The 15,070-nt window shown below is 40.7% G+C and carries 10 protein-coding genes and 1 tRNA gene; 7 read left to right on the top strand and 4 right to left on the bottom strand.

Annotated features, from left to right (window positions below; all coding sequences use genetic code 11):
* Positions 1-629: 629 nt before the first annotated feature.
* Both HGR01_RS12040 and HGR01_RS12035 read right to left on the bottom strand, forming a co-directional pair.
* Complete coding sequence (locus tag HGR01_RS12040; RefSeq protein WP_228045535.1) at positions 630-1,346, bottom strand: phosphorylase; 717 nt, start codon at positions 1,344-1,346, stop codon at positions 630-632.
* A gap of 129 nt (positions 1,347-1,475) precedes the next feature.
* Entirely contained in the window at positions 1,476-1,847 is a 372-nt protein-coding gene (locus tag HGR01_RS12035) for a hypothetical protein (protein WP_096622342.1), read from the bottom strand.
* A 14-nt stretch (positions 1,848-1,861) separates the two neighbouring features.
* Here HGR01_RS12035 and HGR01_RS12030 point away from each other — a divergent pair, with 14 nt between their 5' ends.
* The 3 genes from HGR01_RS12030 to hpnH all read left to right on the top strand — a co-directional run bounded on the left by HGR01_RS12030 (position 1,862) and on the right by hpnH (position 6,919).
* Positions 1,862-4,675, top strand: a complete 2,814-nt coding sequence (locus HGR01_RS12030) for an efflux RND transporter permease subunit (protein ID WP_045871730.1) — start codon at positions 1,862-1,864, stop codon at positions 4,673-4,675.
* Entirely contained in the window at positions 4,675-5,664 is a 990-nt protein-coding gene (gene hpnA, locus HGR01_RS12025; RefSeq protein ID WP_045871731.1) for a hopanoid-associated sugar epimerase, read from the top strand. Before HGR01_RS12030 ends, hpnA begins: the two co-directional genes overlap by 1 nt.
* Positions 5,665-5,902: 238 nt before the next feature.
* Positions 5,903-6,919, top strand: a complete 1,017-nt coding sequence (gene hpnH / locus HGR01_RS12020; RefSeq protein WP_045871732.1) for an adenosyl-hopene transferase HpnH — start codon at positions 5,903-5,905, stop codon at positions 6,917-6,919.
* A 177-nt stretch (positions 6,920-7,096) separates the two neighbouring features.
* Here hpnH and HGR01_RS12015 read toward each other — a convergent pair whose 3' ends face one another.
* Positions 7,097-7,420: a hypothetical protein gene (locus HGR01_RS12015; protein ID WP_045871733.1), complete on the bottom strand. Its 324-nt coding sequence runs from the start codon at positions 7,418-7,420 to the stop codon at positions 7,097-7,099.
* 372 nt (positions 7,421-7,792) lie between these two features.
* Here HGR01_RS12015 and HGR01_RS12010 point away from each other — a divergent pair, with 372 nt between their 5' ends.
* The 4 genes from HGR01_RS12010 (at position 7,793) to HGR01_RS11995 (ending at position 14,084) form a co-directional block, all read left to right on the top strand.
* Entirely contained in the window at positions 7,793-8,947 is a 1,155-nt protein-coding gene (locus HGR01_RS12010) for a murein hydrolase activator EnvC family protein (RefSeq protein ID WP_228045702.1), read from the top strand.
* A 70-nt stretch (positions 8,948-9,017) separates the two neighbouring features.
* Positions 9,018-9,090 (top strand) — tRNA-Trp (locus HGR01_RS12005).
* A gap of 540 nt (positions 9,091-9,630) precedes the next feature.
* Entirely contained in the window at positions 9,631-10,542 is a 912-nt protein-coding gene (locus HGR01_RS12000; RefSeq protein WP_194007898.1) for a DUF4007 family protein, read from the top strand.
* A 17-nt stretch (positions 10,543-10,559) separates the two neighbouring features.
* A complete protein-coding gene (locus tag HGR01_RS11995; protein WP_045871796.1) occupies positions 10,560-14,084 on the top strand; it encodes a hypothetical protein in 3,525 nt (1,174 codons plus the stop codon).
* A gap of 60 nt (positions 14,085-14,144) precedes the next feature.
* Here the strand turns inward: HGR01_RS11995 and HGR01_RS11990 are convergent, their stop codons facing one another.
* Complete coding sequence (locus HGR01_RS11990) at positions 14,145-15,053, bottom strand: DUF4351 domain-containing protein (protein WP_045871734.1); 909 nt, start codon at positions 15,051-15,053, stop codon at positions 14,145-14,147.
* Positions 15,054-15,070: the final 17 nt, after the last annotated feature.

Below are 15,070 nucleotides of genomic sequence, written 5' to 3'. Positions count from 1 at the left end.
GGCAACTACCTACGAGAATAAGTAGATATATTGCATATATTACCAAGATGTTTTCACATATTATTCTAAAGACAGGTGGCGACCTGTTTTTTTATGGCCAAAAATTCGGCATTTTGGCAACTTTTGCAATTTTAGCCATGTTATTGTCAAATACATTGAGGATTGACCCAGGTTGCAACATCATAAATAGGAGCAATGGACTTTATTGTTGTTTGCCCTCTAATAATCCTGACGACCTATTAAACTTATTTGTGTATTTTTCCAGAGTACAAGGTGTATTACCGCTTTCAAGCTATCTGGACGGGATAATACCCGTCTTTTATTATGCTTTGTATCTAAATAAAAATATATAGCTTTGTAATATCAGCTTTTAATGAATTTGAACACAGCCTATAGGACTGGAGTTTAGATTAATCAGCAAAAAATTACCCAACAATTCTGAATATTCAGCAGCATATAATAATCCGATTTGATTTCTGAAAAATCTCATACCAATTCAAATAATGTTTGCGACAGATAAATTCTTTGTAGGGGCACGGCACCAGTAAGATATTTGATATGCCAAAAGATTGTGGATGCCGTGCCCCTACGCATCTGTCGCTGCTAACGCATCCTACAGAAGTGGAATATTACGCGGAAAATAATAAGGCTGGAATTTGTTCTAACACTTTTAGTGCTTTTAAAGAACCCCGAATTAAATTAGTAGCAGCAATAGGCTGTCGGAGTAATGTAATTGCTAAAGGTAAGGGTTTTAGCGAACCATCAGCACTAATTGCTGATGTCAGGTTAGGGATATCATGTTGACAGTCGTCGCTGACTACACGCAACATAGCTACAGAAATGTCCAACGGATTGAAAAACTCTAACGCGGCAAATCCTTCCATATCTACAACATCTGCACCTGAAGTATCTGCGAGATGGCGTTTTTCGCTAGCCGTACAAATGACGCGATCGCTTGTTAGTCCTTTGACTAAAGATAGTGCTGAGTGCTGAGTGCTGAGTGCTGAGTGTAATTGTGCAGTGAAAGTGCGATCGCACTCTTGTACATTTCCTTGATAAGTACAGTTCTCATACAGCACAATTGTGCCTACAGGGTAGCGGGGCGATAAACTACCGCACACACCCATAATTAGCACTCTCACTTCTGAATAATTGAAAACTGTACTATTAGCTTGCAATTGATGCAGATATGTGGTTAAAGCTTTCATCCCCACAGGTATAGGCGTAACCGTCAGCGCCGTGCTACTAATAGTTGTTTTAGTTTTAAAGCCTTTTATTACAGCTTTAAACTCTGCACCTTGGGGAACAAGAATTATATTGGGCATGGGGGATTGGGCATTGGGCATTGGGTTTTTGGTGATGGGTAATTGGTAATGGGTAATTGGTAATTGGTAATGGGTAATTGGTAATTGGTAATGGGTAATTGGTAATTGGTAATTGGTAATAAAAATTTCTCCCCAGCTTCCTCATCCCCCTCATCTCCCTAATCCCCAGTCCCCAATCCCCAGTCCCCAGTCCCCAATCCCCTCAACCCGCTTGCGGAGAATGAATTGCAAAGTGCGTAACGCCATCCTAGCTAGCTTCGGGATTAATTCTGGCTTGAGCAATCGGGAATCATACTTACTCATACGCAGATGATTTTCTTGGATACGTACATTCAGAAACTTTTCTAAGGTGAGGTCGTCGGTGAAAGTACTAGCCCCGGTAGCGGTGAAACCAGTACCACTGGGATCGGCATCGCCAAAGGCAGTAATTGAAATTAAGCAATATTGCAGTCTGACGGTAGATATAATTCGCAAACTTTGGGTGTTGTACTGTAGCATGACTAATAATTGTGTCACCCGCACGATGATTTTCCAAGATGGTCAAGCCTATTAGCTCAAAATCCGCACGAGAGCGTTTTAATATTTCTAGATTGGCGATTGAATTTTCGTGGTTGACGGTAGGTTTTTGGATTGCTGTGACGGTAGCTGGACTGTTAGCTTTCAGCTCCCTCAAGTATGCTTTGTTTCCAGATATTACCTTTCCTGTCGTGGTGGTAAATGCTACCGCCCCTATAGAAACGGCTCTGGATACGGAGACAAAACTGACTCAACCAATAGAAAAAGGTTTGCAATCTCTGGAAGGACTTGAGGATATCCGCTCATCGACTTATCCAGGGCAAACTGCTGTGAGTTTGTCTTTTGTAGTTGGCACAAACCTCGACTCTTCAACTCGCCAAGTAGAAAAAGCGCTGAAAAAGTTAACCCTGACTCAGGGAGCAAATTACAAAATTATTCCGCTGAACTTGAATGAGTCAGCTGCCATTAGTTACGCCATCGAGAGTTCCTCAGGGAATCTTACGGATTTGACGAAATTGGCAAAAGACCAAATAGTTCCCGCGATCGCTAAGGTGCCAGGGGTGTTAAAAGTAGCACTATTAGGTACCGCTCATACATCACCTCCCCAGTTATCAGCGAATGCAGGGGATTTACCTACAGGCGGGGCTACTTTAGTTCACTTTAATGGTAAAGATGCTTTAGCATTTCAGGTCATCAAAAAAGGTACCGCCAATACTTTAGAGGTGGTGAGCCGCGTTGAGAAAGAAGTGCAAAAGCTGCGGACTTCCCTGAAAGATGTCACACTCACCTTAGCTGCGACGCAGGCTGAGTATATCCGCAACGCCACCCATTCCACAATCGATGCTTTGATTGAAGCTATAGTCTTGTCGGTAGTGGTGATATTTCCATTTTTATGGAACTGGCAAGCCACGTTAATTTCCGCCTTGGCGATTCCCACATCTTTGTTGGCGACATTTATCGTCATGGCGTTTTTTGGCTTCAATTTAGAAACCATCACCCTGTTAGCCCTAGCTTTGGTAATTGGTAGTATTGTCGATGATGCGATCGTGGATGTAGAAAACATCATGCGGCACGTCGAGGACGGCGAAACTCCCCGTCAAGCTGCACTTGCTGCTACCAATGAAATTGGGCTGACAGTTACCGCCGCCACCTTCACCGCCGTAGCAGTATTTCTGCCCATTGGGTTGATGGGGGGAGTTATTGGTCAGTTTTTCAAGCCATTTGGAATTACTGTTTCTGCTGCCATGCTAGCTTCATTGCTAGTCGCCAGAACTTTATCGCCAGTACTGTCGATTTATTGGCTCAAACCTCCCTCTTCCCGTTCCCGTCGCCGCGAATCTCATCTATGGATTCGCTTTGCTCAAAGTTACCGCGATTTGCTGAGTTGGTCTTTGGATCACAAGCGAATTGTCATGGGGTTAGCTTTAATCAGCTTCATTGGGGGTATCGCCATCATTCCCATGATTCCCAAAGGCTTTATTCCCAAACTCGATCGCGGCGAATTTAACATTACCTACACCGCCCCGTTGTTGAGTTTACCTGAGCATTTGAGAGCAGCGCAGGAGGCAGGGGGGCAGGGAGCAGGGGGACAAGAGGCAGGGGGCAGGGGGCAGGGGGCAGGGGGAAATATAAATTCCCAATCCCCAATCCCCAATTCCCAGTCCCCAGTCCCCAGTCCCCAGTCCCCAGTCCCCATTACCCCTTATCCCCAGAGGGGGCCCCGAGTTCCCCAATCCCCAATCCCCAACCCCCTAGACGATTCTTTGCAAGTTGCGAGAAAGTTGGAAGAGGTGGTGAGAAAATCGCCTGCTGTGGCAACTGTATTTACTACCGTGGGTTCCCGGGAGGGTGAGCCGAATAAAGGTACCCTGTATGTGAAACTGAAGGAAGACCGCAAAATCACCACTGCGGAACTGCAGGATCAATTTCGTTCCTCTTTGCCCAATCTGCCTGGGGTGACTACCAGCGTAGAAGATATTCAATTTGTGGATACTGGTGGGCAAAAACCTTTGCAATTAGCCTTAAGAGGGAATGACCTCAAAGCACTAGGTAAGGCAGCTAAAGATATTAAAGACCGCTTAGTAAAATTGCCAGGATTCGCTGATATAAGTGTTACAGGTGATAACAATCAAAGCGATCAGATTTTTCAAATTGAGCGTCTCAATAATCAGCGTGTGGCTTATATTAGCGCCAACCTGGGCAAGGATATGTCTTTAGGTGATGCTACTGACAAAGTTGTATCAGTAGCTAAAGCAGTGTTACCAAAAGGTGTTTCCTTAGACTTAGGCGGCGACTCTGCCCGTTTAGGAGAAGTGTTTGGCAGCTTTGGCACTACCTTAGCTTTATCAGCACTGTGTATTGTAGTAGTACTAATTTGGCTGTTTAAAGGCTGGGTAGACCCCTTAGTAATTGGCGTTTCTTTGCCCTTAGCTATAGTAGGGGCGATGTTGGCACTGTTAATTACTAAGAGTGACTTCGGCATGATTTCCCTGATTGGCTTTGTATTTTTGTTGGGTATCGCCAATAAAAATGCCATTTTGATTGTTGATTACATCAATCAATTGCGGAAATCAGGACTAGAACGGAAAGAAGCTATCCTCAAAGCCGGGCCAGTGCGCCTCAGACCAATTATGATGACCACTGCGGCGACAATTTTAGGCATGGTACCCATCGCCTTGGGGTTGGGAGCAGGTTCAGAATTGCGATCGCCTATGGCTGTTGCGATCGCTGGTGGTTTAGTTAGTTCCACTGTCCTAAGTTTAATTGTTGTGCCTGTGGTCTACGTCATCTTAGATGATTGGTTTCCTCGGTTCAAAAAGCGGGGTAACAATTGATGCGGGTTTTTGTAACCGGGGGTACTGGTTTTATTGGTGCCCATTTGGTAAGGTTGCTGTTACAAGAAGGATATACAGTCAAAGCACTGGTACGCCCTAGCAGCAACCTGCAAAACCTCCAAGGGCTAGAGGTAGAAATTGTCAAGGGCGATCTCAATGATGGCGATTTGGCGCAGAAAATGCAGGGTTGTCAATATTTGTTTCATGTTGCAGCCCATTATTCCCTTTGGCAAACAGACCAAGAGCTACTTTACCGCCACAACGTCCAAGGTACGCGCAACGTTTTAACCGCAGCCCAACAAGCTGGAATTGAACGCACTGTATATACCAGTTCTGTCGCCGCAATTGGGGTCGGGGAATCTGGTAAAGTCGTAGATGAAACTCATCAGAGTCCCTTAGAGAAATTGGTTGGTCACTACAAAAAGTCAAAATTTCTGGCGGAACAGGTAGCAATGCAAGCAGCTAGTAAAGGTCAGGAAATCGTTGTGGTCAATCCTAGCAGCCCAATTGGGCCCTTGGATATTAAACCTACCCCCACAGGGGATATTATCCTGCGGTTTTTGCGGCAACAAATGCCCTTTTACATGGATACTGGCTTGAATTTTATTGATGTGCGAGATGTAGCCAAGGGTCATTTACTAGCATTAACGCAAGGTAAATCAGGCGATCGCTATATCTTAGGGCATCAAAATCTTACTCTGAAGCAACTTTTAGAACAACTTGCCCAAATCACAAGTTTAAAAGCCCCGCAAAAGGCTGTACCTGCTTGGCTACCCCTAACTGCTGCTTGGATAGATGAAAAAATTCTCGCACCATTTGGTAAATCGCCCTCAGTACCCTTAGATGGTGTACGCATGGCGCAACAACCCATGTACTACGATGCATCCAAAGCAGTCAGAGAATTAGGCTTACGCCAATCTTCCCTCACCACAGCCCTCAAAGATGCTGTTGATTGGTTTGTTAGCCAAGGCTACGTCAACCAATTTTAGATTTTGGATTTTGGATTTTAGATTGACAATTTGATATTTGTTCCACCCAAGGCTGTGCTTGCAACAAAAACAATACAAAATCGTTCGACTGAGCGCTCACAACGAAGTCCCAAATTTAAAATCTAAAATTCGGAGGGTCAAATAAATGTTCTAGGATTTTCGTAATTACGAATTACGAATTACAAATTACGAATTGTTATTAGTGGTGTTTTAACCAACAGAGGAGTGAACAGAAGTAATGGCAATTAATCTACAACAAGCTATAGATATTGGGAAATATCTAGTTACACAACGGTTGAAAGGACGCAAACGCTTTCCTTTAGTATTAATGTTAGAACCGCTTTTTCGGTGTAACTTAGCTTGTAATGGTTGTGGTAAAATCCAGCATCCACCGGAAATATTAAAACAAAATCTTACCCCAGAACAGTGCTTTGCTGCTGTGGAAGAATGCGGCGCACCAGTGGTTTCCATTCCTGGGGGAGAACCGCTAATGCATCCCCAAATTGATGAAATTGTGCGGGGATTAGTGGAACGCAAGAAATATATTTACTTGTGTACCAATGGTTTGTTATTAGAAAAAAGCCTCGATAAATTTCAACCTTCCCCTTACCTCACCTTCAGCGTTCATTTAGACGGAATGCGCGATTTACACGACAAATCTGTTGATCGCAAAGGCGTTTTTGATATTGCTGTTAAAGCCATTCGTGCTGCTAAAGCTAGGGGTTTTCGCGTCACAACTAACACCACCATCTTTGATGGTACTGACCCCAAAGAAATGCATGAGTTTTTTGAGTTTCTAGAAACTCTGAATACAGATGGAATGATGATTTCTCCTGGTTATAGCTACGAATTAGCACCAGATCAAAATCATTTTCTCCAGCGTGAACAAACACACGCCTTATTCCGGGAAATCTTGGCTCCCCAGAAAGCAGGCAAGAAAAACTGGAACTTCAATCACAACCCCTTATATTTAGACTTTCTCACTGGTGAGAAAGACTATGAATGTACACCTTGGGGTAGTCCTAGTTACAGCGTTTTCGGTTGGCAAAAACCCTGTTACCTATTTGGTGATGGTTATTACGCCACCTTTAAGGAATTGCTAGAAGAAACCGATTGGAGCCAATACGGCCGCGCCAGTGGTAATCCCAAATGTGCCGATTGCATGATGCACTGTGGCTACGAACCGACAGCCGCAATGGATGCAATGCAACCACAAAACATTGCCCGTTCTCTCGGTACTGTGTTTGGTAAATAACTGACAAACTCCCACAATTCAGTCAGCCAGAAGTGTGGGATCAATAACTACTCAGTTAAGCGTTTTGAACTGAAAATTGGTTAAGGGGGAAAGGTTAAAGGGTTTTTTCTTTCCCTTGAACCATTCCCCTTTTTCCCCTTAACCGACAAATATCGAGTTTGGGTTGCTCACAACTCATCACTTATCTGAAACTGATTTTTCTTTGCTCCCATTTTGCTCTCGAACAGTTGCTAGCCCATGTATACCTATTGCTGTAATTACTCCTCCCAGCAATCCCCATGTCCCATCAGCAAATACATTAATGCGATGCGCTAAAGTCCGATGATAGGCGTAATCTAACTGCCCATAACTAAGTTTTGCATTTTTTGCTAGCCTTTCTACATTGTTTTCAGCTTTTCCTAGCGCGTCATAATCCAAAATAAACCAATACAGCGATATTCCCACCACTGCTAAACCAGGCATAACTAAAGTAATTAGAAGAATTGCTTTGCGAGTATTCATATAAATTAATTTAGGGTTTGGTATTTGGTGTTTGGTGTTTGGTAATGGGTAATTGGTAATGGGTAATGGGTAATGGGTAATTGGTAATGTTTATTTCCCCTTGTCTCCTTTTACCCTGATCCTCCTCATCTCCCTCATCTCCCTCATCTCCCTCATCCCCCTCATCCCCCTCATCTCCCTCATCTCCTACTCCTCAACACCAATGACATTACCATGAGTCTGTGTTAAAACTTGGCTGAAAAAGTTGATACAGATTAAATTAAGTTTGAGTAGGTGGGCCGGATTTTGAAAATCATCCTCATGGTGTTGGCTTGGAGTCATCGCTTTTGGCAATTTCACACCATGAACAAGAGATTTTGGTATTGGTGGCAAATGGTATTGTCTGGGATTTTATGTGTCATTTTTTTGACATTAATTCTAGCTTTGCCAATCTATGCAACTGATACACCATCAATTAATACCCTCAAGCAGCAGCAGCAACAAGTTCAGCAACAACGTCAGAATGTAGTTCAAGAACGCGATCGCTTAACTAATCTGCAAGAAGCCGCAAAAAATCGCCTCAATGGGTTACAACAAAATCTGCAAACCACTGATAGCCACATTCAAGATACGGAATTGCGCTTAAACCAAGCTAATCAACGCTTGCAAGAATTGGAGACTGATTTAGATGTAGCAGAAATTTCCTATGAAGAGCAACAAGCAGCCACAGTTGCACGATTGCGCTTTCTGCAGCGATCGCCTGCTAGCCAGGGATGGGGAATCTTACTGCAAAGTGAAAATATTAGTGATTTTATCAGCCGTCGTCATCAGCTAAAGTTGGTCTACCAAGCAGATCGGCAAATTTTGGCAAAACTTAATCAAAAAGCCAAGTTAATTAGTCAACAAAAAACCGCAGTAGAGCAGCAAAAAAACGAAATAGCGCTGATTCGTCTACAATTACTAGCGCAGAAAGCTGATTATCAAGCGCAAGCGCAGTCACAATCAGAGTTAATTGAACGCCTGAATAGCGATCGCTTGGCTTTAGAAGCAGCACAAAACCAACTAGAACAAGATTCCAAAAATATAGAAATTCTCATTCAACAAAAGATTGCAGAAGCACAAGCGAAAACCAACAGCAACAGTAAAAGCGTGATTATTCGCGGCACAGGGATGTTCGCATATCCCAGTGATGCACCTACTAGCAGTCCTTTTGGTTGGCGAATACACCCAATTCTCGGCTATCGTCGCTTTCACGCTGGGCTAGACTTTGCCGCTAGTTATGGTAGTACAATTCGCGCCGCTGATTCGGGAACAGTAATTTTTGCTGGCTGGTATGGCGGTTATGGAAAAGCTGTAATTATCGACCATGGCAACGGTATTACTACACTTTACGGTCATACCAGCGAATTGTTCGTTTCCGAAGGACAAGGAGTACAACGCGGACAAGCGATCGCGGCTGTGGGTTCCACTGGTTTATCTACCGGGCCTCACCTGCATTTTGAAGTAAGGCGTAATGGCACACCTGTAGATCCCGCCAGTTATCTTTAAGCTTGAGGAGTGCGATCGCACTTCTCATCTGCAAATTTTATCCTCAACTTGTTCTCATCGAAAAGATTAAGGGCGGGTGGCTTAGGGAATAGAGTAACAGATTCCAGATCTGTGGGTCGGGGGTTCAAATTCCTCCGCGCTCGTTTTGTACATTCACTCATTTCTTGTCGTGTTGACAGATTAATGTCCTTGGTGAATTATAAGAGACATTAAACCAAGCTTCTTAGGATACAAAGCCTTGTAGTTACCAATAGTAGAAGCGAGACTTAAAACTTTTGATCAGGAACTAGAGCAGTGCATAGACTATGGACAAACTCTAGGGTGAAGTTTGCTGACTCAACTTACTTGACTAAATAGAGAAAATATTGTTGAGTAAGTATGATTTCATGACGGTTGATTTTGTCTGTATGCAATTGGTAATTAACCTCATAACTTAAATAATATTCCTTGATTTCAAGTTAGCAATAACGTATTTTTTTAGTTAAAAATAAGTTGTATATATATTTAAAATTTCGTGTAAACAATGGAGTATACATTCGGTTTAGTTACTATTTTCAATCAATATATTATGCAAAATATTGAGGTTTTAATGATATTAATAAAATATTTTTAATAATAGTAAATAAATTGTGTCTACTTTGAGTCATAATAAATAAAATAGTTGCTATTATAACCATTTCATCGTGATCCAAACGACTCTGAATTTAAAAAATCTGGAAAGTCCAGTCAATCCAGTATTTGCCAACCATGAAACTTTTCACCCTCGGTTTGGTTGGTTGAAAAAAGGATTCGATGCAGCTCAGAGAAATCCAGGTATTTTCTTACAAGATGATGCACCTGTACGTCTGGGCGTTGGTAAAAATATGGTACGAGCTATTCGCTATTGGTGTAGTGCTTTCAAAATTATTGATAAAAATAGCTTACCAACAACATTTGGAGAAAAACTGTTAGGAAACAATGGTTGGGACTCTTATTTAGAAGATCCGGCATCTTTATGGCTATTACATTGGAATTTGTTAAAGCCTACTTGTGAAGCGGCGGCTTGGTATTATATTTTTAATGTTTTTCGAGATTTAGATTTTACCAAAGAAGATATTTTAGCAGGTTTGAAGGATTATATTAAAAGTTTCAATAAAACCATTGCTGATTCTTCTTTTATCAAAGATGTCAATTGTATTTTACGAATGTATTCAGCACAGGATTTGATTAGAGATAATACCCCAATTGAAGATTCTATAGATTGTCCGTTTAACGAATTAGGTTTAATTCGTAATTTCGGCAAAAGTTATCAGTTTAAAATTGGCTCAAAGTCTAACTTACCAGAATCGATTATAGTAGCAGCTTGTTTAGAATATGCGAGTTGGGCAAATCAAGATAGCAATACAATTACTATTCGTAAGTTACTTTATGATGAAGGTAGTCCAGGGATGGTATTTAAACTGACGGAAAATATTTTATGTGCAGCTATTGAAACAGTTGCTAAAGAATTTAATACGATAGTTTTGGAAGATACTGCTGGACTCATTCAGTTATCATTACCTAATGAACCAGATGTTGTAGCTGCGGAAATTTTAGATAATTATTATAATTCCTAATGAAAATGAGTAAAAATATGACTAACAAAAAGCTATCCCACTATTTTAGCCTCCAGCGTCGCTATTCTCGTTCAATTAATTTAGAAAGAGATTTAGATAGTGTGGAAGCTTTAGAGGGTTATGTGCTAACTAAAAGAGCAATTGATTCTCTAAAACGTATTGTAAATAGTTTTAATTCTGATGAAGGAAATAGGGCTTGGACTTTAACCAGTGTTTACGGTACTGGGAAATCTGCTTTTGCTCATTATTTAATTTCTCTGGCTGCTAATTCTCAAAGTCAAATACATCTTAAAGCTTTATCAATAGCTGAAAATAAATTAGGTAAAGATAGTGATATTTATCAATTAATTGAGGAAAAAATTCACCCGACAGGATTAATTAGGGCTGTAGCTACAGGACAAAGAGAACCGATTAGCCACACCATTATTAGAGCTTTATTAACAGGCATTAATAGTTTTTGGACTCCTAGCCAAAGAAACAAAATTAATACTGTGCGTCAATTAGTAGATTTAGAAGCGGAAATTAATGAGGGTGGTAAGCTTGATAGTAGAGAAATTCCTAATTTAGTGTTGGCATTAGCTGCGGAATCTCAAAGTGGAATTTTCCTGGTAATTGACGAACTAGGAAAGAATTTAGAGTATGCTGCTCATGCTCAAGGTGATGAAGATTTATATCTTTTACAACAATTAGCTGAATTACCAAAAAATCAAAAAAATCCTATTTATATTTTAGGAATTTTACACCAGGCTTTTGCAGAATATGGGCAAAGATTAGCAACTATTCAAAAGAACGAATGGGCGAAAATTCAGGGGAGATTTGAAGATATTTCTTTTACTGAATCATCTGGACAAATGATGAGTTTGATTGGTGAAGCAATTAACTCTTCTCTTCGAGAGACTTCGTCAACAGCAGCAGATAATATTAGGATTGCCACCCATACTTATGCTCTGGAATGGTTTGAAAATTTAGAATCAATGCTGGCAGATGAAGAAGTAACGGAGCAAATTATCCAAAAAGTTTATCCATTACATCCTTTATCGGCTTTGGTGTTACCAAGCCTTTGTCAAAAATATGCTCAAAATGACCGTTCTTTGTTCACATTTTTAACTAGTAGCGAACCATTATCGTTTCGGAATTTCTTAGAAACAGTCACACTGAAAAACCATGAATGGCCTTGTCTGAAATTGTACCAAGTTTATGATTATTTTATTGAATCTGCGGGAATGGGTTTAGCTTCTCGTCCTAATTTGCAAAGATGGGTGGAAGTTCAAGATTTAATTAATGATGCGAAACGATTAGAAGAAGATAGTCTCAGGGTACTAAAAACTATTGGTGTTCTGAACCTGATTACAGTTACAGGTTCGATGAGGGCGACAAGAACTTTAGTCTCTTTAGCAATGTGCAATATTCCCTCAGCAGCAGAGATTAATTATTGGCAGGAAATTATTGATAAACTGTTAAAACAAAATCTTATTACTCATCGTCGTCAGTTAGATGAATTGCGAATTTGGCAAGGTTCTGATTTTAATGTTGACAGTGAGTTAAGTATATATATAGAACAAGAGCGATCGCCTTTAGTAAAACTCTTATCTATTCACCGTCCTCTTAAGCCTTTAGTCGCACAACGTCACAGTTATCAAACAGGGACTTTGCGTTATTTTGAACGGCATTATTTAGATAAATCCCAAGATTTGAGCAAATTAAGCTGTAATAGTTTGGATGCTGATGGTTTTGTGGGGTATTGGGTAGATGAAGAACTTCCTATCTCTGTTCCTTCCACAACTAGCAATGGGAAACCATTAGTAATTTTGAGTGCAGCTAACTTAGATATTTTGCGAATTCGTACCCTAGAATTTGTGGCTTTGAATAATATCAAAAAAACAGCCAAAGAGTTACAAACTGATGGGGTAGCACGCAAAGAGGTAAATTATCGCCTACAAGAAGCTGAAGAATTTTTAGATGAAACCCTTAATCAGTCCTTTAGTATTGGGGGAAATCAGCAATGTTGGATTCAAGGACAAGTTGAAAAGCTGAACAACATTAGCGATTTTAATAGTAAGCTTTCTGAGATTTGCGATCGCGTTTATCATCGCAGTCCCATTTTGTGGAATGAATTAATTAACCGTCGTGATTTAACCTCTCAAGGGGCGAAAGCTAGACGTGAATTGATTCAAGCAATGTTGGAACATCAAAATGAAGAGAAATTAGGCTTAGAAGGTTATGGGCCGGAAGTTAGTATGTATTATTCTCTGTTAGAAGAAACAGGGATTCATCGTCAGGAAGAAGGATATTGGGATTTTTATCCCCCATCAGAAAACTCAGGGTTAAATTCTCTGTGGGAAGCAGTTGAGGATTTTTGTTTAGCAGCTACAGAAAAAAGCCAAACCTTTGATTTGCTATATCAGCATTTAGCTACACCTCCATTCGGTGTGAAACAGGGTGCAGTTCCGGTAATTTTGGCGGCTGTACTTTTACACCATGCTGATGATTTGGGATTGTATCAAGATGGGACATTTATTCCTGTATTAGGAACTGAACATTTTGAGTTATTAGTAAAATATCCTGAACGATTTGCAGTTAAATATTTTGCAGTAGTTGGATTAAGGGCAGAAGTCTTCAAAGAATTAGAAGCAATTTTACGCAATCCTCAGTTAAAAAAATTAGGTAAAGTGCGTAACGCCACCTTGTTAACAGTTGTGACTCCGCTTTATCAATTTGTTAAAAAACTGCCTAAATATACTCAACAAACCCGCAATTTGGCAGCAGAACCAAGAGCAATTTTAAAAGCATTACAAACTACTGTCGAACCAGATGAATTGTTGTTTAAGGCCTTACCAGCAGCTTGTAATTTACCCTCAATAGGGATTGAAACTGGCGATGATGGTGTAACTGCGAAAACTTTACGGACTAAATTAGTTCACGCCCTCAGAGAAATTCATACAGCTTACGATCGCTTATTAAGCGATTGTCAGAAACTCATTTATGAAGCCTTTGGTGTGAGAAGCCAGGAAACAAAACTCAGGGAAGATTTGCGAGTCAGGGCGAATTATTTAGCAGGGAAATGTATTGAGCCGCTACTAAAACGCTTTATTCGTGCTGCATCGGATGAAAGCAAGAGTGATTCTCAGTGGTTAGAAGCTTTGGTGATGATTGTGGCGGATAAACCCGCTGAATCTTGGACAGATGATGATGCGACTGCATTTGAAATGAAGTTAGCGGATTTGGTGCGACGGTTTAAAAATCTGGAAGCTTTACAAAAAGAAGTCGCCGCCAAAGGAGAAGGTTTTGAAGCGCGACGGATTACCATGACTCGTCCTGATGGTCAGGAAATTCATCAAATGGTATGGGTAGATCATGGTAGAGAATCGCAGGTTGAAAAGATTGTTGACAAAATTTTGGCAGAATTACCTGACGATCAGCAGTTACGCCAAGCGATTTTAGCGAAGTTGAGTGAACGGATTTTAAATCCCGATGTGGGAGAAGGGGTGAAAAAGATTGAGGAAAAGCGATCGGATGAAATGAACAAGAAAAAGTTAGGATAAACAAGATCCCCGACTTCTTGAAGAAGTCGGGGATCTGAACCTCTCAAATTTAGTGATGATTTATCCTTGTTGTTGGTTTAACCAATTTTCTAAATCAGCCACATTAGAAAAGTCTAGTAATGCTTCTCCTAAATTTTCTAATTGTTCAATCGATAATTCTTGAATGCGATCAATTAATGATTGATTAATTTCCCCAATCCGGCGATTGAGTAACCGTAATATTAATTCTTGTTCTCCTTCTCTCCTTCCCTCTTGCTTTCCTTCTAACTTGGCTTGTTCTCTATCTCTTTGATAAAGCGGTTCTAATCGCATAACTAACTCCCTATCATCTGCTGATAATTCTTGATTGATTCTCAAGTTTTCGCGCAAGTTGTAAACTAATTCAAGAGTGGCTTTTTGGTATGGATGATTTAATGGTAACTCTTGCAATTCGATAATCGCTTGTGACTGTACGTTTCCTCTACCTAAAAGCCTCAACCATAATGTTTCCGGTGTTTGTGGTAGTTGATGTATGGCGACAATTGCTGTCCGTAGTGCATCTGGGAGAAAATGTACTCCTGATAACCAATCTGATTTTTGCACAGTGCCAAAGCTAGATAATCTCGTTTCCGATACTGTGGGAGTCAGAATCCACAATTTGGGAATTTCTGAGTCTTGAAGTTTGATTTTGTTGGCTTTAGCTTCGCGTCGTAATGAAGCTTTGACTTCTAATAATTTGAGGATACAGTCGCATATTTCATCGCTAGAAGCTGGATTGCGGAATGGTTCTATGATGGCGGGATTTTCGGCAAATTTTCCTAGTAAACCCAAGATTTGTAAATTAGAGTTTTGCTGTTTGTTAGGCGTGAAGAAAACATCTATTTCTTTTATCTCTCCTGAGATTTTTTCTGATGCTTTGACTTCTCCGTAATCTTTGAGTAACTCTTCTAGATAGTCCTTAGCGAATTTGTCATGTATGAAGCGTGTCATTCAGTTAATAGTCTAAG

Origin of the sequence: Tolypothrix sp. PCC 7712 (genome assembly GCF_025860405.1) — a bacterium.
Classification (GTDB): domain Bacteria; phylum Cyanobacteriota; class Cyanobacteriia; order Cyanobacteriales; family Nostocaceae; genus Aulosira; species Aulosira diplosiphon.
Note: the sequence above shows the minus strand (reverse complement) of the source record. Positions and strands in the feature narration are given on the sequence as shown.

Coding starts and splice junctions, on each gene's coding strand:
- HGR01_RS12040 (WP_228045535.1), bottom strand. CDS start 1,346: ATGCCCAATGCCCAATCCCCCATGCCCAATATAATTCTTGTTCCCCAA.
- hpnH (WP_045871732.1), top strand. CDS start 5,903: ATGGCAATTAATCTACAACAAGCTATAGATATTGGGAAATATCTAGTT.
- hpnA (WP_045871731.1), top strand. CDS start 4,675: ATGCGGGTTTTTGTAACCGGGGGTACTGGTTTTATTGGTGCCCATTTG.
- HGR01_RS12015 (WP_045871733.1), bottom strand. CDS start 7,420: ATGAATACTCGCAAAGCAATTCTTCTAATTACTTTAGTTATGCCTGGT.
- HGR01_RS12010 (WP_228045702.1), top strand. CDS start 7,793: ATGGTATTGTCTGGGATTTTATGTGTCATTTTTTTGACATTAATTCTA.
- HGR01_RS12030 (WP_045871730.1), top strand. CDS start 1,862: ATGGTCAAGCCTATTAGCTCAAAATCCGCACGAGAGCGTTTTAATATT.
- HGR01_RS11990 (WP_045871734.1), bottom strand. CDS start 15,053: ATGACACGCTTCATACATGACAAATTCGCTAAGGACTATCTAGAAGAG.
- HGR01_RS11995 (WP_045871796.1), top strand. CDS start 10,560: ATGACTAACAAAAAGCTATCCCACTATTTTAGCCTCCAGCGTCGCTAT.